This is a genomic window from Thalassomonas sp. RHCl1 (assembly GCF_947387555.1).
GTDB lineage: Bacteria > Pseudomonadota > Gammaproteobacteria > Enterobacterales > Alteromonadaceae > Thalassomonas.
Map to the genome: position 1 here is coordinate 94,723 of NZ_CANDNZ010000003.1, position 21,740 is coordinate 116,462.

A 21,740-nucleotide genomic window follows, 5' to 3' on the forward strand; every position below is an offset into this window, starting at 1 on the left:
CTTAATTTCGCTTGCTGACAAGCGCCGCCTCAATGGCATCCAGTCGCGCTTCGAGCGAATCTAACTGGTGTTGTTGTACGTCTTGTTTGTTGTTTAATTCACCACCGGCTTGTGCCAGTAAAGGTAAAAGTGCTGCATAATTGACCGACTTATATCCGTCGGTATTGGTCTTCACCACTTCAGGCAATAACATTTCGACTTCTTGAGCGATGAGTCCTAAATGCTGACGGTCATCGCGAAATGCTTGCGGGCGCCAGTAATAACTCACCGGGTATAACTGGTTGACTAAAATCAGGGCATTATCAATTGGGGAAATGTCTTTTTTGAAATTGGCATCGGAAAGCACATTAACATCGCCGGTGACTGTCAGGTCACCGCCATTATTTAAACTAAACAAGGTTGATTGGCTGCCGCTAATATCATTACTTAAAGAAAAGTCACCGTTGTCTGCAGCGCTTAATTGCCAGGAGTCGCCTGCGTCTGCCGCAGCATCTGCGGCGATTGTCACGAGCGCACTACTGTCACTATCTGCGACAACGTTTACAGCCTGACTGTACAGGTTGCTGAAACGGTAACTGCTATTCCCCAATGCTGTCACGCCGTCTGCATGAGGATGCCATGCTGTAGTACTGGTATTGCCAAGCACAGCGATATAGTCGCCATGACTGCTTGCTCCGTATCCGATTGCGATAGACTGGCTATGACTGGCGCTGGCTCCTGACCCTAATGCCAAAGCACGTTCGGCAGTCGCAGAAGCACTATAACCAATCGCTGTTGCGACATCACCGGATAGCATTCCATAGGCGCCAACTAAAGTCCCCCATCTCGCATCAGTATCCAGCGCGGTTAACCCCGTGGGCGTGCCGAAATCTGAGGTAAAGATTGTTTCTTTTTGACTGTCGCTATAACTGCTCCAATCGGCAAAATCGGCGAAAGCGCCAATGACGACATTGTAATCACCGGTCTGATTGGCCGAACCGGCAGCAACCCCTAGAAAACTATTCGCCTCGGCACCATTTTGAGTCTCTAGCCCAGCCAGTGAGCCGACCATGGTGCTGGCTTTATAGTCATAGGTCTCATTATTATTGTCTTGAACATTTTCACCTGCACGCGCACCGATTAGCGTGTTGTAGCCGCCATTGCCAAGGTTATAGCCAGCCCCTTCTCCTATGGCGACATTGCCGGCATTTTTACCAATTCCGTATGCGGCCCGATATCCTAATGCCACACTCGCTGCTGGTGCAACACCGGTAGTATTACCATATAAGGCTCCGCTACCGACAGCGATATTATCCTCACCAGCAAGATTATAGGCTGCCTGATAACCCAGATAGGCGTTATCATCACTCGAATCACCGCCGGAAAATCCTGCACCACTTCCGGCAATCGCCTGCCTGCCACTGTCACTGAGACCATAACCGGCTTCATAGCCTAATAAAGCAGCATAACCACTGGAAAAACTAAAACCAGCTCTGGTTCCCATGAATACACTATTGTAAAAATAGGTGTCCTGAGAGCCAGCTTGATAGCCAGCAATAACTAAATAGTCTCTATTCTCAATTGCTTGACCGGCACCTGCACCAAGGGCAACACTTTTATCCGTTGATGTCATCGCTGCACCGGCACTGTCTCCGAGCAGCACATTTTCATCTCCGGTAGACAAAGAGGCACCCGCATTTGTGCCGTAAGTGACATTTTCTGCCCGTACTTTCTGGAGATTGTTTGACAGTAGCAAGATCAAGGATATCGCTAAAGTTTTAGTCATGTCTTTTTTGCCATTAAGGAAAATCATTATGAATCCCCCTTTTGCGACGCGCTTGAGGTTGTCGTTGAAACTAATAATTTTTGGATGCGCGCCTTCCGCGCTTTAAGTAGTGCCAGTCGTTGGCGGCGCGACTGGTTGGCTTCATTTAACTCCTTCACTGACTCAACCAATACAGGCGTCAGGCCGATATAGTTAACCGATTTACGGTCATTACTGTCGGTATTCACTAACATAGGAAAAACAGACTCAACTTGTTGCGCAATTAATCCCAAATGTTTGGCCTTGGCATTATTTTCTTCGCGTAGCCGATAAAGCACGGATCGCACCTGGGAAGTATCGGCCAGTGCATGAGCAATGGGAAGTATGTGGTTTTTTAAACGTTTATCAGAGTTAAGATAGAGCACGCCGCCAAGGCTTAAATCGCCTCCGCTATTGATACTTAATTTTTCCACCTGGCTGCCACTGATATTATTGGCAATAGTGAAAGTACCACCATCGGCAGCGAGCAACTGCCAACTGTCACCATAGTCTTCTCCTGCGTCGGCACTAAAATTCCAGGAGGATGCATTGCCCGAACCGGCAACTAGGGTAACCGCGCTACTGAAGAGGTCGCTAAAACGATAATTGACATCGCCTAAATCAACAGTCACATCACTTGCGGCATCCCAGCTTAGCGTGCTGGAATCACCAAGCTGTAGAGCATTGGCCGCCCGACTATAATTATTATTTCCGATACTGATGGCATCGGTATACCTGCCACTTCCGCCTGCGCCCAATACAATAGCGCCTTTTCCGTCGGCGTAGAGATCAGCACCAACCAGGACGGTTTCATCTGCATATGCTTTGCTAAGAGCACCAACTATTACTCCACGATCGAGACCTGTATTCATAATGTTGGCGCCGGTACCAATAACCAGGTTGTCCGCCCCGCTCCTGTTATCTTCTCCTGCACTGGCACCAAAAAAAGTATTTCGGCTGGCATTGTCGTTATTAATATTGCGATTGCTATTCCAGCCCGCTTGCGCACCAACAAATGTGTTGTAATCAACATGCTCATTAAATTCGCCGCTTTCAAAACCAATTAAGGTATTGAAGTTGCCTTCACTCACCTGGTTTATGTCATGGCCGATTAAAGTGTTATGAACGCCGCTGGTAATACTGCCGCCAGACCAGTGGCCTAATACAGAGTTACCGTAACCTGTCTGTGTTTCAGCACTTAGCGTACCTCGACCAACCGCTGTATTTTCATCGGACACGGTGAGGCCTTCTCCGGCTTGATAGCCAAAACTTACGTTATTAGAGCCCGTTGTATTGCCATAGCCGGCTTTATAACCGAAAAAAGTATTGTCACTTCCGGTAGTATTACTGTAACCAGACTGATAACCCAAAAAGCTATTGTCATTGCCGCTACCACTCGGACAATTGACTAATCCTGTTTGATAGCCAACGAAAGTGTTGTCACTGCAATTGTAATTAACTTGCCCAGACTGATATCCGAAAAAAATATTATCTTTGCCGGCAAGATTAGTCATTCCTGCCTGGTCACCAATAAAGGTGTTGTAGTCGCTATAAGTAATGGATTTCCCCGCGCTGGCTCCAATCAGCGTATTACTTTCACCTGTGGTTATTGAAGCACCTGCGTCAGTTCCATAGAGGGTATTGTCAAATGCTAAAACGGATTGACCAGAAGTAAATGTCATCGCCAGTGAAACGCCGACTAAGCATTTGATCATTCTTCTTGTTAATTTAACGGGTATATTGTTGATTAAGTTAAATCTGATGTTCACGCAAAAACCTCTTAACATAGATGTGTGCGTCAAAATTAAAAACAGGTCGTATGCTTGCAATAGCAAGCATTGAAACCGTTATTGACTAAAAGAAGGTGCAGAGGTTTTTTCCAACGAGTACCACATTTGCTGAACAGGGTTGTGACTGATTTTAGCGGCAAAGATCTTTTAACTGCGCTTACTTTCGCGTCCTAACAATTAAACCTCTCAGTTTGTTAACAAGCTTATAGAATTATGCTTAACGGTAGTAATTATAAGTTTTAGCAGGGGGTACAAAGATTATTCATAGGGCTTTTTAAATCGCGGTTAAACGGATGTTTCCCGGCGTTCTTAAGAGTTAATTAAGCCTGTTATTCTAAAATGTATTTGCACATGTAGGATGTGAAGATGATTTATTTGTAAACACCTAGGGAGCGGCTCACGGCTTTTATCGGGCGCATCACCTAAGCGCCAATAAAAACCGTGCCGGCTGTTTATGGTTTGTTATCGTAATTGCGGCGTGCCGCTTTAATCTCGTCATGGTGCGTATTCGCCCAGGATACAAGTCCCCAAACAGACTTGCATAACCCTCTTCCAAGCTCGGTTAATTCATATTCCACCTTAACCGGAACTTCAGGGTAGACAGTACGTTTTACAAATCCATCCCTTTCCAGGTCCCGTAAGGTTTGCGTTAGCATGCGCTGTGATATCCCCTCAATTCTGGATTTCAGAGAATTGAAGCGATCAGGGCCATCAGCCAGGCTAAATATAATCAATATCGACCACTTATCGCCTATTTGAGCAACGACATTACGAATGGGGCAGTCCTCACTTTGTAAAAAGATTCTTTTTCCCGTTTTATTACTCTCAGCCATATCGCCTCTCTCATGGGTTACTAAAAGGTAACTAAGCACCAATATAGTGCCTTATTGTGATTCAACAATCAATACTGTACCTTAGTATATATTAGTAACCAATATTCAATATCAATAGCAAAGTAACGGATTAATCTTTGTCTTCCTTTGAAAAAGTTTATAAGGCAGCAATATGAGCCAGGCATTACTCAACAAAGCACTGAACAATTATTCATCCAATAAGCGCGAACCGGCATTAGATGCATTTGAACCCCGTTTTATTAAAGTTGGAGGTTTTGATATACGATACCTATACAAAGAAAAGCAGGATGCCCCGACTCTTGTACTCCTAAATGGTTTGCCTCAAAGTATTCGCATGTGGGAGTCATCTTTAGAAAAGTTTTCCGCCCACTTTAATGTGATTGCCTTTGACATACCCGGTTTCGGCTTATCTAAAGCCAAAGAAAGCGATATGTCACCTAGCAACCTGGGGCAAGTGATCATCCGGGTATTGGATCACTTTAAGATTCAAAAAGCACATCTGGTGGGGCCTGATGTTGGCGTGCCTATTACACTGTCAGCAGTAATTAATCACCCGAAACGTTTTGAAAGTATCAATATTTTTGATGGCCCCGGCACTTATCCGCCCAAGCTGTCTCCTATTTTGATGGCCGTGATTAAGTTTGGTTTTGTCAGGTGGCTAGCAAAAGGCTTAAATAAAAAGTCAGTTATGAAGACTAATTTTTTAACGGCAGTTAAAGAAGGATACTACCGGTACCGTCCCTCCAGGCGGGCGATCAAAGAGTACTATGACATTACTCATAACGATGCAAGCCATCGAAGCTCTATTAGTTTCTTTGCGACTTATTCAACCGAACTACCTTGGATTGAAAAAAGATTGAAAGATATCAAAGTCCCTACTCTTATCACCTGGGGCAAACAAGATCCGTTTGTTTTAGTAGAAAACGCAGATGTCTTATCCAAGGCAATTCCCAATAACAAAGTGGTTATTTTTGAAAATGCGTCCCATTTTTCATCTGAAGATGCGGGTGAGGAATACGTTGATGCCCTAACCCATTGGTGCCTGCATGAATACAAAAAATATAAGTAGCACCGGTGGTCAAGCGTCAGTAGTTATTTTCCAAAGTATAAATTGCAGTGGGCAAATTATATTTTGCGACTGTGTTTATCAGGCCATTTTTACAAAGGGTTAAAGATATTTCACAGGCTTGTCAGAGCCTGATTAACCCCAGATTTTTGATTGTTAATGCAATTAAAAATGAATAAATATTACCGTATCAAATTATCACTTGTGAATTATGCTCTCACTTACGTTAGCTAAGGTTAATTGTTAAGAATGAACATAATGCTAACGAGTTTACTCGCTTTTTGGGGCAACCATGATAGATATATCAGACATTCGTCTAATTAAAGTTATCAATGAAGTTGGTAGCATTAACCGTGCTGCAGAAGTTTTACATATGTCGCAGCCAACCTTAAGCAAAAAAGTCAGCCGCCTTGAACAAAAACTCGCATTGAGTTTGTTCAATCGTAATAGTGTCGGTATGGTGCCGACCCAAGCTGCCAAGTTTTTACTAAAAGAAGGAGAGAATTTAGAAACGCAACTGCAAATTATCCAGCGTCATTTGGAATTAATGGCTAATATGGTCGGTGGTCGTATTCGCATTGGCGTCGGGCCAATAGTGGAGCAGTTAATCCTGCCTAAGATGCTACTCGACTTTGCCAAAAAAGAATATCAGTTCAAAGTTTCAGTGATTACAGAATCCCCCGAAGTGCTGATTAATCAGTTACAAAATAGCCAGATAGATATAGCGATTGGACCTTTCCTGACAGACGAATTAGCCGGAGATTTTACTGCCCCGTTAACCATGTCGGAAAAACTCGTTTTTATGGTTCGTTCCGGACACGACCTTTGCCAGTATAATCAAGTCCCCCTGCAAAAAATAAAACAATACCGCATTATTGCTCCCCATCTACCCCGTAAAATGGGAAGTGAATTGCTTGATTTTGTAAAGGATGCGGAGATTTTGCCTGATATTCGTTGCGACAATTATTCAATGGCGAAAACCATCATCTCTGATTCTGATTTTATTACCATTGGCCTGGAATCTTTGTTTCGGGACGAAATAGCAAATGGTGATTTGGTTAAAGTTAATTTTCCAGTCGACGTTTTATGGCAATGCAACTGTTTAGTAAAACCGGAAACATTGCTGATGCCAGCGGTTAAAGAAGTCGTTGAACTATTTTCTGCGCATATGGATGCAGCTTCAGGCAGTGGCACTTCTCGTATCGTCTAGGTTATGCCTGGCTTTGAGCCGGGCAACGGGCTGGCCGTTTTCTTTCTCTAGCCCTTCAACTTCAGGCTAAGATAGTCTTCTTTTTTCTTAAACCAATGCTGAAAATGTCCTTTTTCATACATTCTACGTTCATTCTTATTTGCTCTTCGGGCTGAAGTTATGCGGATCACCTCAACACCATCTTCATATAATCGCTTAGCATTTAAGGGTATTTAAGTGTTTTTTATTTGCCATCCACATAACCTTTTTTAATTCGGAAGAGTTTTAATTAATAATATCTCATGGGTTTTGGTGCACTTGCATGTTGAATTAGCCTAGCTAATAACCAGATAGCTCTTAAACTTAAAGCTAACCTAAAGTTTAGCGGTGGTCATTATCAATATGACTATAACAAGAATGTTTTTTTGTATTATTTGGCTTGTTGTGGCTCCTGCTCTTTATGCCGAAGAAACAAAGTTACTTTTTAATATGTCACTTGAAGAACTATCAAAAATATCTGTCGTTTATGCCGCCTCAGGGTTTAAGCAGAAAACAAGCAAAGCTCCGGCAACAGTAACTATTATCACTAATGACGAATTGCAAGCTCGTGGAGCGCGTACTCTGTCAGATGTCTTAATAAGTGTGCCAGGCGTGCATGTCAGTGAATCACAGATCCAATATAATCATAAACAATTCATAATCCGTGGTTTGTCCGGAGATTACTCTTCTCAAGTTAAAATACTGATAGATGGTGAGCCTTTTTACAACATGCAAAGTAGTGGTATTGCCAACGGTTTTCATTTACCACTTACAAGTTTCAAACAAATTGAGGTAATAAAAGGGCCTGGTTCAGCCGTTTATGGTGCGGATGCCTTTGCAGGTATTATTAATTTGGTCTCCTATCAACAAAATGAGATGAAGACAAACGTTGGCGGACGCATTGGTAGTTTTGATAGCTATGATCTGTTTGCTAAGCATGAATTGTTCATAGGTAATGGCCATTTACAATTATCATTTGATTACAGCAAGTCAAATGATGACCCCAAAAGAATTATTAACACTGATTTGCAATCGGTTTTTGACAGTATTTTTGCTACGAGTGCATCACAAGCTCCAGGGCCAATTGACGAACACTATGAAGTAATGAGTGCAATGGCAAAGTGGCGTTGGCATAAGTTAAGTTTAAATTACTTCACTTGGCGAAACTTTGATATGGGTTTAGGAGGAGGAATTGCACAAGCTTTGGATTCAAAAGGGAGTGCTTCAACAAAGCATAATCAGTATTTGGCCAAATATGACTTAAGCGATTATGTTGACAGCAATTTAATTGCAACATTTAGTTATAAAAACCAATGGAATCAGTCGTACTTAAATGTATTCCCGGCAGGCAGCGTGTTACCGATTGGGGCTGACGGTAACCTGGATTTTTCGACTCCGACAACTGTGGCTTTATTTAGTGATGGTTATATAGGTACGCCATCATCGGGAGGGAATGTAACAGCATACCGGCTAACCCATTTGTTTAATATTAATGAAAACCACTTATTTCGCTGGGAAACGGGTTATGAGCGCTTAAAGTTTAATGCCACTGAACGTAAAAACTTTGGCCCGAGTGTACTTTTAGGAACTGAAACCGTGGTAACCGGTCGTTTAACCGATGTTAGCGGTACGCCTTATGTTTATTTACCTAATGTTAAGAGAAATTTCTATTATTTATCTATTCAAGATGAGTGGCAGGTACAGCCTAATTTACAATTCACCCTGGGAGCAAGGTATGATAATTATTCAGATTTCGGAGCCAGGACAAACCCAAGGTTAGGATTAATTTGGCAAACTAGTGATGCCTTGACGATGAAGTTTTTTGCCGGCACTGCAATAAAAGCACCTTCAATTGCACAATTATACTCACAAAATAACCCTGTAGGTCTTGGTAACTCATCCTTACAGTCTGAAAAAGTAGAAACGCTCGAAACAGGCATGGGCTTAGAATATTTCGTTAACGAGAATATGCTGATATCAGCCAGTTTCTATAAATATCACGCGAGAGACTTAGTTAAGTTTGTTTTTGATGAAGAACAAAGAGGCAATGTAGCGCAAAATATTGGCGAGCTAAAGGGAAAGGGAGCTGAATTATCATTTAAATGGAAGCCATATAATAATGTTTCTTTAGATGCTAATTACTCTGTTGTTCAATCAGAAAATGAAGCAAGCGTTGATACACCTGATATACCGAGAAACATGGCCTATTTAGGCATTGCTTGGCAACCTTCAGGTAATTGGTCATGGAACCTTAATGCTAAATGGGTTGGTAATCGAGTACGGGCAATAACTGATACACGAGACAAGTTAGCAAGTTATACATGGATCACTAGTAAGTTGCAGCTTACAGACATTATTAAAGGAGTAGACGCGGCCATTATTATTAACAATGCTTTGGATACTGAAGCAAGAGAGCCAAGTAACGGTAGCATTGCTGATGACTATCCGCAGCCTGGGCGACAAGTATTATTAGAAATGAATTATAGGTTTTAGTTTTACCTCAGTTTGTGACGAGTTAACTTATCGGCCAACTCAATGATTTTAGGAAAAAGCCGCCGATCAAACATGGACATCCAAAATTTACCTTCTTGCCAATTAATGGCTATCCGCTGCTTACTTACTCCGAAAAGCAAAATTTGAGAACACCGAGCCTGGGCCACAGCGAGCTTCACTGCCAGAAAAATAACGGGAAATAAAGACAGTTGCGGATATCCCACATTGCTTATTTATACGCTATTCTATGTGAGTTACATCGCTAGCAGAATCAAAAACATTGAAGTCTACAATCAAAGGAATGAAGGATGACTACTGCAAACTTGGCCCCCACGCCTATCCCTGAAGATTACGCGATTCATATTGTTGAGAAATCAATGCCGGTGGATCAGCTGATCATGATCCTCTATGACTTTCCCAAGCCAATAGTTTTTGAGCATTTTAAGCTAGTTAATTCTCATATTAAAAACGGCGAAGTTTGGCCCGGACAGCTGGTACTGCTTTCTCCCGCTGATGCCACTCAATGCACGATAGAAGAGCAAGCGTTTTTAACCGTTGCTGAACAAGTGGATCTCACTTTGCTACAACTCTCAAATTCAGAAAGGGAGTTATTAGCAAAACGTTATGATCTGCTGTCTAGTATTGGTACCTATTCTGGATTACTACTTGGGGTTGCAAATACCTCATGGACTGCTCATGTAAAGCAAGTGGAACTTATTTTGAAGGATATAGAAGAAACTTATGTTACTAGCTATAACCGACAGGGAAATTTGAATAATCAAATCTTTTTTCAACGGCGAAAAATGCACTTTGCTAGCTTAGACGCGGCCTTGGCTCGGGTAGCGCAACCTGAAATTAGCGGAAGACTTGTTTCTGGTGATATTCGCCGTAATCTTGGACTAAGTTCTAAAAGTACCATCCGACAGTGGAAGAAGCTAGGCGGGATTGCTGAAACTATACCTGAGTTTGCCCGAAATCATGAAGCCGTGACTAAAATGGCCCAAAACCTAAAGCGAGTGGGTTATGTTGGTATGGCATTAACGGGTTTAGATGCCAGTATCAATATCCGTAAAGCTTGCATCGAAGGTGATGATGCAACGTGTAGTAAGACAAAACATACCGAGTCGGGCAAAGCGGGGCTTAATATTTTAGGCGGTCTGGCTGGGGGATATTTGGCAGCTTGGGGCACCTGTACATTAGTGTTTAGTTTACCCTCCGGCGGTACAAGTTTCTTTTGGTGTTCTGTAGTTGCTGGTGCCAGTGGCGGGAGCGCAGGGGGATACGCCGGAGGTATGCTAGGTGAATGGGCTGGTAATAAATTATATGAAGTGAAGTCATTATGAATGCTGAATTATTAAGTTGGATAATGTTTATTGTTATTTGTGTTAGCGCGCTTAGTTTTCTTGTTTGGATCGGTTTTGTTTTTTACTTGAAATTAAAATGGCTACCCCAGGTTGAGGATATCCTGGAGGATGGTCGTCGATATTTTTCTTTAAACTTGCTTTTGGCAGGTCAGGGCTGTTTACATTATGGCCCGGTATTTTTTAATGACTGGTATGCTAAACGAATTAATCTATTAGAGAAAAGGGATCAAGTTCCTAAGAAGGCCCGGCGTTTATTTACATTCGGCTTCTATTTATTCATGTTGAACAATGTAATATTCTGGGGGGCTGGGGCAATAATTTACTTCTTTAAATTATGACTATTGAAGCTGGATAGCAATTATTAATCGCGCCATGTTTATGGCTATGTGAAAATATCAGTTTTATCTAAAATACCCTATCTATCGCATTTTGGTGGTTTTATAGAGTGTATTTATCATCAACTCTAATGCTCAGCGGATAAGCTTTATAGTAAGCGTGCGCCTGTGTATTAGGTGTTGAACAAAGCCAAGTGAGCTATTCCTCTCATGATATAAGATACAGCAACTTAACTTATGACTTTTCAATAAAGCACGGGGTTAGTTTTTAACAGCCAGGCTTGGCTCCGCTTGTTTCGGTTTAATAACGAACTCCGCCTGATTGACAACAATACTGACCTTTTGCCTGGCAGGGAAACCGGCCAGGCGCAGCCATTTCCCTTTGAGCACTACACGAGGCTCCAGCTTGACGGGCACATAGTTAATCCCTATGCCATGGTGTCTCTAGCACTCAAGGGTTGCGACTTAAGTTACTATATTTTCTTTGGTAGTAACGCCTGTTATAGCAGCAGTTCATTCATGGAAGTGCTGCTATAAGCGCTTTTCTTTTGGACTTGGATAGCATTATTAAGGAAAGAGCTATTTTCTGGAAAATCAATAGTGAATTTGTCTTTTTTAAGGAAAATTTGAATGGCTGTCCAGATATATTCGCTCCCCACAGAAAAAGGCAAAAGTATTACGAAAGCATACGTAAAAAATTTACCTAAGGCAGGCTTTATTTAATAAAAATAAAAGAAACATCAATAGGTAAGGGCCAGAGTTCAATGTTTATTTTAAACTCTGGCACCAAAATTCAGGACAGATCTAGCCGTAACACTATTTTACTTACCGATTACAGCTGGCAATAAATACCTGCTTAAGTTCCTCAACGTAACCTTCCCTGGGAATTCGTTCAACAATAATTCTTGTTCCTTTTCCTGAGCCAAGAGAAAAATCTCTCGGCTTATGAGCAAGCTTTTTATGTATCACCATTGAACTCGGCAGCTCAACACGACGGCCTATTGCCTCTATATGATGGCTATATGCAGTTAAGTTATTTCGCCAATCAATGGGCTTCATAGCCATAACAGATGTTTTTAAAATTTCTAACTGGCAAACAATGTCATCATATTCTTTTGATGCTGACTGGTGGCTTGCCGACCGTTCAGAAAAGTTATAAAAAGTGACCAATGCTGCAAATATCGATGCCACCATGCTTAAAAATGCCAACAGCCATTTTAATTCGGGTGTTGTAGCCACTTGCTGAATATCAGTGAAAATATTTGTACCAACAATAGCGATTAATATCATACTTGATGTGCCTAACAAGCTATGCCGCTTTTTAAGAGTGCTTGCCTCAACCTTATGGGCTGCTGAGTATTTTTCAGAATTTGATATCCATTTATCAAGCAACGCATTTACATCAGGAGGTATTGTTGTTTTCGATTGATTCATAGGTTTCATTCTCCTGTCTATTTGTCACAGATCCATCAATACCTTTATCTCATCCAATGCTTTTCTGCGGGCGTCCAAATATGAGCAATCTTTCAAGTGATTGATTGTCTTGCCTATCAGATGCCCTGCCAGCTGTGGATGCTTAGTATGAAAAGGAGCAATCGCATGACACAATCGCCGCTCAACAGAAATAATTTGTGTTAACTCCGTGGCATTACAGGAGGAAAGATCAAGAATATGGTGCTTATCATTAGGAATTAGCTTCCAGATAGACTCCGCAGTATGCATCTTATCGCGAAGCTCCATTGATTCTCCTTGACGCAATTTAGCTCCCAACACATATTCCAGCCATGGTCGTCCGATATCCGGAGAAGTATCAAAAAAGGAAAATAATGAACATCGATTATTTTCCAGCTTCTCTCTTTTTGTCCTAGTCCGGTCTACTAAAAACGACAAAGATTCTTTCACCCAGTTCCTGGTATCGGCTATAGCGTGTTTTTTATAACGTTTAAGTGCATATTTTATTTCTTGATACGTCCAATCAGACTCTTTATCTGCCAAACAAATGATCTGCTCAGAATCGAAGATATCTTCAACCTCAAAGTTCCTGGATCGCCAATGAGCAATCAAAATAGTTACTTCTTGATGTTGTAACGAATAATGAACATCTCGCAAACCTGCATTTCTTCGGACGTCAATCTGTAAAGCCTCCGCAGTATCAGCAAGGGCATTAAGGATGTCACATATGCCGCTTGCTAGATAATCACGCCAATCTTTTTCAACTGCCTGTTCATAACTAATATTATACACTTGGCTTATTTCATTACAGCGGCTTGGAATCCAGTCAAAGCGTGCCGCATCCGCGGCATCGTAATATTCACCTTTATTCAGTGGGACCCCAAAACAAAGCGTACAATCCTTTAGGGAAGTATGCTTGCCTGCATTTAATGTCATGATGACAACTCCTCCCGGACTTTCATTATCTTCTCTGTTATGTACTCGCCACTCAACTCACTTGGGATATAGATTTTTATATTGGCATCTTTAAAATTATGTCCAGGAAAGGTTTCTTTTAAATCATTACGCAGCTTCTCGGTAAGACTCTGCTTCAACTCAAAAGCAGTTTGAGATTCCTGCACTGAATTTTTAAACCAACCAGATATTTTTTTCTTTGTCCAATAAGTCGCTTTGACGATTTTATTGTAGGCATTTGCGAAGAACTTTATGTTTCGTTGCTGACCTTGAAGCCCTTTCACCTGAAACACAACTTCTCCATATAGCGAGCCCGCCTTAGGTTTAAACCGACTAACTTTTGCAGAGTTTGCATCTAATTTTTTCGGCGAAAACGGCTCATCAATGAGTTTAAAAAGGTATGGGTCACGCCCGCCTCGATTTATACGAAAATGACCTGTTTTTCCCGGGGGAGCTCGACGCGAAGCTAAAGAATAAACCAGACCGTCAACTTCATTGGGTTTGAACCCCGCAGTAATCACATTATATCTGGCTCTACCTCCTGCCAAATCCTGAACACTATCAATTAACTCCCGCTGGGTATGTTTTACTGTAACAAATTTGCCATTATCTATCAGATACGTACCGTCACTCCTACGAATAACCGCCAGAACACCTGGCTGCTGGGCAAAGATATCTTGGACTAACGTTTTTTCCCGGGCAGACAATACAGCACGGGTATGGCCCCGCCAAAATTTCGAGTCCCAAAAATGAAAACTCTCATTCAGTGAAAATTTTGTCGCCAAACTTACCGGCTTAGGAGCAGAAGCCATTAATACAGGCTCTCTACCCCGCCCCAAAAATCTCACTTTCGAAAGGTCATCAGTATGTACTTTCCAGACACCGTTACTCCCTCTTTCAATTTTTCCCCGAGTCATTAGAGGTGAAGCAGTGATGCGTTCAGTAAATGTTTTGAGGTTGTGACCGCCCTGTGAGTTAGCCAATATCCCTTTATTCAGGTCGTAAATCAAGACGGGCGTGTGTATCCAGCTGTATTTACTTTGTTTGGATTGATGTGCTGCAAGATAATTATCCAACCTTAATGCACTAGAGAGTGATAAAAAAGTAGATTGTAAACCCCTCACGGTTTCTATCTCTCCCAAAGATAGATTTTTTTCCTGAAAGTGCGGCCATTGACTTTTAGGCAAACCCGACCGTACAAACTCTAAGATATTTTGGGTCTCCTCATCAGTCAGGTAGCGAGCATTGGTCAGCCTTTGCGACCAGGCAGCCTCGAAACCTTTTGCACTTCGCTGGATTTTTTGTAAATCAAATAACAACCTGGGCTTGAAAGCTGTTAAAAACTCCTGGTAACGGGAATTTAAACTTTCTTGAGATATGCCCGGTCTATAAGATAATGCTTCTAGCTTAAAGAGTTTCCAATTATGTGGGTTATCGGCTATGTTGTCAGCCAGTGTCATCAATTGCTTTTTATCAAGCTGTGTGATTTTCTTTAATATAGACTCAATGATCATGCGATAGCTCTGCATCAACGGGCCTTTTTCTAGTAGTTTTCTTGATGCAAAGTCTTCCCCTATCTCTCTGCAAGCCCTGAAAGCTTGTAATATTGCAGTATATTGAACAACCCTGACCAGATATGGATCTTGCTGCTTGGCAAACCAATCAAAGCCATCAAGCTCAGCTTTTTGCACTTTAGGAGGCATGGTACCATCAACAATTAATTCATCCGGTAAATATGCCAAGGGAAGCACACCTGTACGGTTAACTCCGTACAGTGTATGCCCGTTATCCGTTTTGGCAATGTAACCTGCAGCTTCCGAGTCATAGTTAAAGATAAGTGAATCGGCGTTAAGAAGTGTGATTAAATTTTCCTTAAATGCCCAGGATTTGGGGGCGGGATAGTCACGAAAGCCATACACAGCATTAAGGCCATTTAAAGACCAGCTTTTTAGCAATACATCGGCAATAGTGAGTAGCATGCCAAATTCTGTATTGTCTAACTCGGGGCTTAAAATATTAAGCTCCCAACGCTCTATGTTATTATCGCCACCGACAACAAAACTACTGAGTGTCGCCGGATTTATGGTCTGCATCAACTCATTACTACGTACCTGACTTAACTGCAAGATCGTTTCCGCCCGTAATGGAGGTAAAGCTTCTAATGACACTTGGCGAGCACGCGCAAGCAGTATAAAACCACTCTGGTTTCTGATAGCACCAATAATCAAATCGCTGTCCACAGCAAATTGCCTGAGTTGGGCTCTACAACATGACAATTCGGTATTATCAGGCATCCAAAGCCCTACCATACCATAAGGTGAACTATGAAATACATCTACGTAATCAAGGTCAATATCTGAAATAGCTTGCGATTGTGCAGTCGTGAGTGATTTAAAAAAATATCCGCCCTTGGTCATACCTGAGTTTAACCACATCTCAAGCTCGCCTGGGAAAAATTCATAATCTAATTGAGGAGTTTCTTTTTTTTGTTCGATGCTGTTTGCAATATCAATCACATGGGCTTTATATGTCGTGTCATAGTAAAGCTTATGAAGATCCTGTATCAGTTCAACATATTTGATATCGGTAAGTTCAAGCTGAGCTACGGCATCCATAACCCAGCCCTTATAACCAACAGTATGCTTTTTATAGGAAGCGTTTGGGAGCAGAGTTTCCAAGTCTTCCGGGGTGACATGAGGAGGGGGCTCTGAAGCTATGATAACATACTCATTCCCGCTCAGTTTTTCCGCGGCAATCCCCTGAAATGAATAAGGAAAAATATTGCGGAAGTCTTTCCATATTTGGTCGCTCGCATCCCTGTTACTGGCCTGTAATTCTCCCTGAAACAATAATGACATGAATATTATAAAACTGAGTATTACTTTCATAGCATAAGCCTCAATCGATAAATGTAAGTACGAGATAACTTACTCGTGAAAGCCTGTCTTTAACCGGGTAGTAAAGACTAATTCTGTAGATCAGCAGGAATACTTTTATCATTTGAAATTTGTTCCGGATGTTTAATATTCATCACTGCCAACCATGATTTCACCGAGATGTTTTCGGTCTGCACATACTTGGAACTCAATATTGAAGAGCTTTTAATATGATAATCAGGCCTAGGTTATCGCAACATTGTTAGTAGCAACACGACCGATAATATAATCAGAAACTAATGCGATGCCACCACATTCATACCAGTGCCATCACTACGGAAAATCTCTCACCTTAAAAAAGGTTCGAGCAGAATAATTAATCAGAACAAGGCACCGCTTTGAGCAACCAGGAAAGAGGAAAAAGTATCATCGATGCAGCCGAAATGTCACTAAGCTTGACGTTACCAATCAGGCACAAGCCAGCGAAATAGCTCAATTTGCCAAATATACCAAGTTCTTGGGTAACGGTCTGGCAGTGATCGACTTTACGAGTCGCCTTGGTAATATTCAAAATACCCATAGAGCCGGTGGCAACTGGCACAAGCAACTTTTTATAGAATCCACCAGTTTTATAGCAAGTGCAGCTGCCGGAACTATGATGATTAATGCAGGCAGTTATGGGCTTGGTTTTTTAATCACAGCGACTCCCATAGGCTGGGTAGGATTAATTATCGGCGGTATTCTGGTGGTAGGCGCAGTTGCCGGAGCATCACTAGGGGCAAATTACACACTTCAACAAACTAGCGGCAACTGGTACGACGCTATAATAAATACTTTAGGAATATAAGACTATGAGTACATTTTCAAAGTTATTAGCTTTTGACTTCTTATTTATACTCTTGTCTTGTGTTTTATATGTGCTATTTGGACAAGTAACAGTAAGAAAATTAAGGAAAAAACCAAAAACAAAAATTCTTTGGGTATGGAGTACGCCAGTGGCTGGGATATTATTAATGTTGCATCAGCACAGGCAACACCCCGCCGTTTGAGTCGGAAATTAGAAAAAGGCCCGCTTTCTTACCTTTACGCCAATTCAGACTTACTATTTGAAAATACGAGTAAATTTGACCAAATTCTAGGTGCTGTTTTTACTGGCTTTTCATGAGTTCAAGTTTTGCCTGTGTTTTATTGGTGTTATTAAACTATTTAGGGGTATTTGATGGATAAATGCAGGTTTGTGGATGTCTCGCATTGCGCGTTTTATAAAATCGCTATGTAATTCACGATTGAAACTTCTGTGCTGTTGCAGAGAAAAGCGTTTCATTCATGGTTAGTATCCTTCCATATCGGTTTTTCGTTCGGTTAAATTATTTAAATCCCCGTCATTGACATAATATTTTTTATCCCCGTCATGCAATAAAAATGGCTGATAATCTTCTTGCCATCGACAAATACTGGAGGCCATATTTTTACGGTTTGGGTTATAGTGAGCAAATTCGAACATGACTAACTTATTGGTTAAGTCACAATTTAAGGATGACAGTTTCTTACTGTACTCTGGTACTTCTTTGAAAGTCGTTTGGTCAGCCCCCCAAAGGGTATAAGTTTGCTTATCTCGTTCAATATAGATATCTTGAGACACTCGCTGCTCAGCCAGTTCATTAACAGCAATACGAGACATTATGGTTTTCTCGGGGAAGTAAAATTGCCCTTTATCATCAGTTTTTACATGGTCAATACGCTCAACCTCATCTACATAAATTAATAAACGAGACACTTGAATATTGGCAACGGGCTGGCCGTTTTCTGTCACTACCCCTTTAACTTCAGGACTAAGGTAGGCTTCTTTTTTCTTAAACCAACCAAACACATCGGCTCCCAGACTGAATACGGATAAAGCAAATAGGCAAGGCAGGGACGAAAACGGAAACACGAAGAACTAGGCTCCATATAGTCAGACATTAGCTTTTCCTTGCTAGTTATTTTTAAAATGTTACGTTGTTAAATTAATCAAAGCAATTATTTAGTTCAATAAACAAACAGCCATCAAAAAACATCAGCCAAACTAATTCATGCCTTTAACGCCAATTTGCCCCCACATGCCGAATTGAGTATTTACCGTAAACATCTGACCAATGCATTATATGTTGGACTGCTCTGAACCGATCGCTGCAGTCATGATAAAGCTGCTGTACCTGTTTAAAATACAGCAGCTTACCTTATGGCTTTTCAATAAAGCACGGGGTTAGTTTTCAACAGCCTGGCTTAGCTCCGACTGTTTCGGCCTGATAACTAGCTCCGCCTGGTTGACAACAATACTGACCTTTTGCCCTGTAGGGAAACCGGCCAGGTGCAGCCATTTCCCCCTGAGCACTACACAAGGCTCCAGCTTGACGGGCACATAGTTAATCCCTATGCCACGGGTTTTCGACGCAGTATTGCAAACCGTTTCCTGTACGGTAAGTTGCCGATAAATGGGATATTTTACTTTTGCCGAGGCAGGCTCTGGCGTATGATGATATTTAGCCATTACGTACTCCTTGAGAAGTTCGTGGTGGTTAGCAACCTCTGGGTGTCTCTAGCACTCGGGGGTTGCGACTTAAGTTACTACGTTTGCTTTAGTAGTAACGGTTGTTATTGCAGCAGTTCATTGGTGGGAGTGTTGCAATAGGTGCTTTCCTTTTGGACTTGGATAGCATTATTAAGGAAAGACCAATTTACGGGGAAATCAATAGTGAATTGGTCTTTTTTTAGGTAAATTTGAAAGGTTGTTTTTTTGTTCTAAAAGGGACAAAAAAACTGCCTTAGTCTTGCATATTTTTCAATATCTCAGAGCTAATTTACGGCTGCCCAACTATTTTGACAGCTAAAGTTTGCTCCTAAAAGTGGTAAAGTTGATCATATAAGCTCACGCTTATTTACTAGCAGCTTTGCTGTTAAATACATTTACCCTGTCTATAGTTAAAAGAAGCTGGCAATTTACAATAATTATACATGACGATCATAACCAAATAGTTAAATGATGACACGAAAATTTAGTGGGTCTGTTATGATAAATAATTGGATAAAAGCATTGCTATTGAGAACTTTTTTGAATCTTGGCGTGAAATTTGGCAAGGATGGTGTTGATAAGTGGCTAAAAGCACAATCGAAAGTAGATGAATACGACTTTAACCAAATCAGTTTAAACAAAGACTTCAATGGCTACCTATGGCTTTATTTAATAGTCTTATTTATGATTTGGGTAGTCTTGATAAAATATTATGCGTGGGAAGGTGCAACAGCAGCTTTATTCTTTTCAATATCAATTCTAGTTATAGCTCATACAATTCATGGTGTCATACGTGAAATATCAGTCCATCCTGGCAATATACATGGTTATAATGAATCACAAAATAGAGTAGGAAACTATAGTAATTTAGGCTCTAAATTCCACAATACTATCAGGCAAATCTGGTTTTATCGTTGGTATCGCTTTTTATATACTAAATCAGGAGAAGGGTGGTCATATCGTCCCTATCTCTTAATAATAGTGTTTATTGCTCTCCTCTATTGGACCCCACTGATTAGTTTCGCTTTCGCTAGTCTATTCATTGCTACATTTATAATGGTATGTTTCAAAATGAACTTTCCCATAGCTTTATATATGGGAAGTTCAAGTTTAGATTCTCACATCTTGTTTAAAAAAATTAGAAATATATCCCGAATTAAATGGATTTCATTATTGCATGATACGGTTGCTCTTTCAGACTCACCAACAAATACAATGGAAGATTTTTCCGCGGCTATTGAAAAATTGGCTCTCACAAATACCTGGTCTCTCAGATTACAATCTGATGATGATTGGCTAAATGTAGTAAAAGAGCTTATTGATCATTCCGCAGTTATACTAGTAAAAGTTGACGAAGTTGATGCAGTCCAACAGGAGTTAGATGCTTTAGCATCTGCACATTACCTCAATCGCGTTATAATTATTGGCGACTTGAGTCAAAAGGAAAATTTTATACCTGCAGCGCTCCACCATAGAGTTATATTGGAAAAAGATGCCTTTGAATTACTTTCACACATACATACTAGCCCTGGTAAGTTCTTAGCAAGAATGAAGGATTTAAGCGGTTGATATTAATGTTTTTGTTTGGTTCTCTATTACAACAGTCCTCCTTGATAATTATTTAAGCTAGGGTAACCCTCCTATTTCAGTAGCATATTGAGAAAACTATATATTTCAATAATGTACCTAATGTATTATAAAACAGCTTCTCAACTAAACACCCAAAATATTTTACATAAATACTCATTCCCATCAACTTCACACCCCTTTAAAAACCTCAACTTACTTAAATGATGATTTATGTAAGTAATGAATGTTTTTATCTGGTAACGCTGGATTATCTAGGTTATATTTAACGAGATTTACTGTTCAAATGAACAGTGCTTAAAGCAAGTCGTCGCGAAAATAAATCAGAACAAGACAAAGGCCACTTATGTCCTCAGTGATCCTCCGGGAGCAAAACAATCAACATCAACTACTGATGGTAGAAGTTGAACGTAAGCTTACCGATGTTGCTTCATTTCAATATTTACTTTCCCTGGAAAGCAAGCAAAGCCGGGAAACCATGAGTTCGCATTTGAATAATGTTGCCCGTCTGTTTGGCGTGGCGGATCATGCGATGTTCCGGTGGGAGTTGTTAGACAGTGATGTTGTTTTTTATATTCGCGAGCGGTTTCAAACGCTTGGTTTGTCACCTGCCACTATCAATACTATTTTGTGTGCGATCCGTCAGACGGTAAAACATGCTTTTATGAAAAAGCAGATCAGCCATGAAAATTATGACCGCATCAAGCTGGTGAAAAATTTAAAGGCCAGTAAGGTGGCCGCCAATCGTGTGCTCAGTAGCGAAGAGATCCAAAATTTCCTGAGTGCTTGCGATGACAATTCTTTTGCCGGCTTGCGCGACGCTACTTTATTTTTAACCATGATTGCGTGCGGTCTGCGTCGGGCGGAAGCGGTGGCCATCAATATTGAGCAGATAGATCTCAATCAGCGGGAGATCATTATTACCGGTAAAGGCAGTAAAGAGCGCCGGGTGTGGTACCCTGAATTAACGGCGGATTATTTACGGGAATATTTACAAGAGTTAAGAGGACACGGAGCTGGTGCTTTGTTTGTCAGGATGAATAAATATGATGATCCCGTGCTCAGTAATAAAAAGTCTCTTCAAAGTGTGCCCGGCATGACCCCGCCGGCAGTGAATTATATTTTAAAAAATCGCGGTTTGCTCGGTAACATCGACGGCTTTAAGCCCCATGACCTGCGCCGCACTTTTGCCACCAAACAATTATCTTCCGGTACAGATATTAAAACTGTTTCAAAACTCTTAGGTCATGCCAGTATCACCACCACACAAATCTATGATTTGCGCGGTGACGACGTGGCAAGAAAAGCCGCCCGCGAGCACCAGATTTTTTAAAATATTGCTGCGGCAGCAAACAGATCATATTTACTGCCGCAACATGTGAGGGCTCTCACTTACCATCAAAAAAT

17 protein-coding genes are annotated in these 21,740 nt (G+C 41.2%); 8 read left to right on the forward strand and 9 right to left on the reverse strand.

Annotated elements, in window-relative coordinates; all coding sequences use genetic code 11:
- Position 1: 1 nt before the first annotated feature.
- The 3 genes from QL234_RS10875 to QL234_RS10885 all read right to left on the reverse strand — a co-directional run bounded on the left by QL234_RS10875 (position 2) and on the right by QL234_RS10885 (position 4,406).
- A complete protein-coding gene (locus tag QL234_RS10875; RefSeq protein WP_281557859.1) occupies positions 2-1,792 on the reverse strand; it encodes a tail fiber domain-containing protein in 1,791 nt (596 codons plus the stop codon).
- Positions 1,792-3,552: a tail fiber domain-containing protein gene (locus QL234_RS10880; RefSeq protein ID WP_281557860.1), complete on the reverse strand. Its 1,761-nt coding sequence runs from the start codon at positions 3,550-3,552 to the stop codon at positions 1,792-1,794. Before QL234_RS10880 ends, QL234_RS10875 begins: the two co-directional genes overlap by 1 nt.
- A 473-nt stretch (positions 3,553-4,025) precedes the next feature.
- A complete protein-coding gene (locus QL234_RS10885; RefSeq protein ID WP_281557861.1) occupies positions 4,026-4,406 on the reverse strand; it encodes a helix-turn-helix domain-containing protein in 381 nt (126 codons plus the stop codon).
- A 172-nt stretch (positions 4,407-4,578) separates the two neighbouring features.
- Here QL234_RS10885 and QL234_RS10890 point away from each other — a divergent pair, with 172 nt between their 5' ends.
- From QL234_RS10890 to QL234_RS10910, 5 genes are all read left to right on the forward strand, one after another.
- Complete coding sequence (locus tag QL234_RS10890) at positions 4,579-5,496, forward strand: alpha/beta hydrolase (protein WP_281557862.1); 918 nt, start codon at positions 4,579-4,581, stop codon at positions 5,494-5,496.
- A gap of 289 nt (positions 5,497-5,785) precedes the next feature.
- A complete protein-coding gene (locus tag QL234_RS10895) occupies positions 5,786-6,703 on the forward strand; it encodes a LysR family transcriptional regulator (RefSeq protein ID WP_281557863.1) in 918 nt (305 codons plus the stop codon).
- A 381-nt stretch (positions 6,704-7,084) separates the two neighbouring features.
- Positions 7,085-9,214 (forward strand): TonB-dependent receptor, encoded by a 2,130-nt coding sequence (locus tag QL234_RS10900; RefSeq protein ID WP_281557864.1) that lies wholly within the window; start codon positions 7,085-7,087, stop codon positions 9,212-9,214.
- Positions 9,215-9,522: 308 nt separating this feature from the next.
- Complete coding sequence (locus tag QL234_RS10905) at positions 9,523-10,557, forward strand: hypothetical protein (RefSeq protein WP_281557865.1); 1,035 nt, start codon at positions 9,523-9,525, stop codon at positions 10,555-10,557.
- The gene (locus tag QL234_RS10910; RefSeq protein WP_281557866.1) at positions 10,554-10,916 is read left to right on the forward strand and encodes a hypothetical protein; all 363 of its coding nucleotides are present in this window, start codon (positions 10,554-10,556) and stop codon (positions 10,914-10,916) included. The genes QL234_RS10905 and QL234_RS10910 overlap by 4 nt, the downstream gene beginning before the upstream one ends.
- A gap of 258 nt (positions 10,917-11,174) precedes the next feature.
- Here QL234_RS10910 and QL234_RS10915 read toward each other — a convergent pair whose 3' ends face one another.
- The 4 genes from QL234_RS10915 to QL234_RS10930 all read right to left on the reverse strand — a co-directional run bounded on the left by QL234_RS10915 (position 11,175) and on the right by QL234_RS10930 (position 16,207).
- Positions 11,175-11,330 carry a hypothetical protein gene (locus QL234_RS10915; protein WP_281557867.1) on the reverse strand — a complete coding sequence of 52 codons (156 nt, stop codon included), beginning with the start codon at positions 11,328-11,330 and terminating at the stop codon, positions 11,175-11,177.
- 408 nt (positions 11,331-11,738) lie between these two features.
- Positions 11,739-12,347, reverse strand: coding sequence for an SLATT domain-containing protein (locus QL234_RS10920; protein ID WP_281557868.1), 609 nt, complete (start codon positions 12,345-12,347; stop codon positions 11,739-11,741).
- A 24-nt stretch (positions 12,348-12,371) separates the two neighbouring features.
- Positions 12,372-13,301, reverse strand: coding sequence for a hypothetical protein (locus QL234_RS10925; protein WP_281557869.1), 930 nt, complete (start codon positions 13,299-13,301; stop codon positions 12,372-12,374).
- Positions 13,298-16,207: a hypothetical protein gene (locus QL234_RS10930; RefSeq protein ID WP_281557870.1), complete on the reverse strand. Its 2,910-nt coding sequence runs from the start codon at positions 16,205-16,207 to the stop codon at positions 13,298-13,300. The genes QL234_RS10925 and QL234_RS10930 overlap by 4 nt, the downstream gene beginning before the upstream one ends.
- Before the next feature lie 523 nt (positions 16,208-16,730).
- On the opposite strand from QL234_RS10930, the gene QL234_RS10935 reads away from it, so the two are divergent.
- A complete protein-coding gene (locus QL234_RS10935) occupies positions 16,731-17,042 on the forward strand; it encodes a hypothetical protein (RefSeq protein ID WP_281557871.1) in 312 nt (103 codons plus the stop codon).
- 483 nt (positions 17,043-17,525) lie between these two features.
- Here the strand turns inward: QL234_RS10935 and QL234_RS10940 are convergent, their stop codons facing one another.
- Together QL234_RS10940 and QL234_RS10945 are read right to left on the reverse strand one after the other, a co-directional pair.
- Positions 17,526-18,065 carry a DUF6795 domain-containing protein gene (locus tag QL234_RS10940; protein ID WP_281557872.1) on the reverse strand — a complete coding sequence of 180 codons (540 nt, stop codon included), beginning with the start codon at positions 18,063-18,065 and terminating at the stop codon, positions 17,526-17,528.
- 375 nt (positions 18,066-18,440) lie between these two features.
- Positions 18,441-18,725 (reverse strand): SymE family type I addiction module toxin, encoded by a 285-nt coding sequence (locus QL234_RS10945; protein ID WP_281557873.1) that lies wholly within the window; start codon positions 18,723-18,725, stop codon positions 18,441-18,443.
- Between the two features lie 519 nt (positions 18,726-19,244).
- Here QL234_RS10945 and QL234_RS10950 point away from each other — a divergent pair.
- Together QL234_RS10950 and QL234_RS10955 are read left to right on the forward strand one after the other, a co-directional pair.
- Positions 19,245-20,315: a hypothetical protein gene (locus QL234_RS10950; protein ID WP_281557874.1), complete on the forward strand. Its 1,071-nt coding sequence runs from the start codon at positions 19,245-19,247 to the stop codon at positions 20,313-20,315.
- Between the two features lie 364 nt (positions 20,316-20,679).
- Positions 20,680-21,666, forward strand: coding sequence for a tyrosine-type recombinase/integrase (locus QL234_RS10955; protein WP_281557875.1), 987 nt, complete (start codon positions 20,680-20,682; stop codon positions 21,664-21,666).
- Positions 21,667-21,740 lie beyond the last annotated feature (74 nt).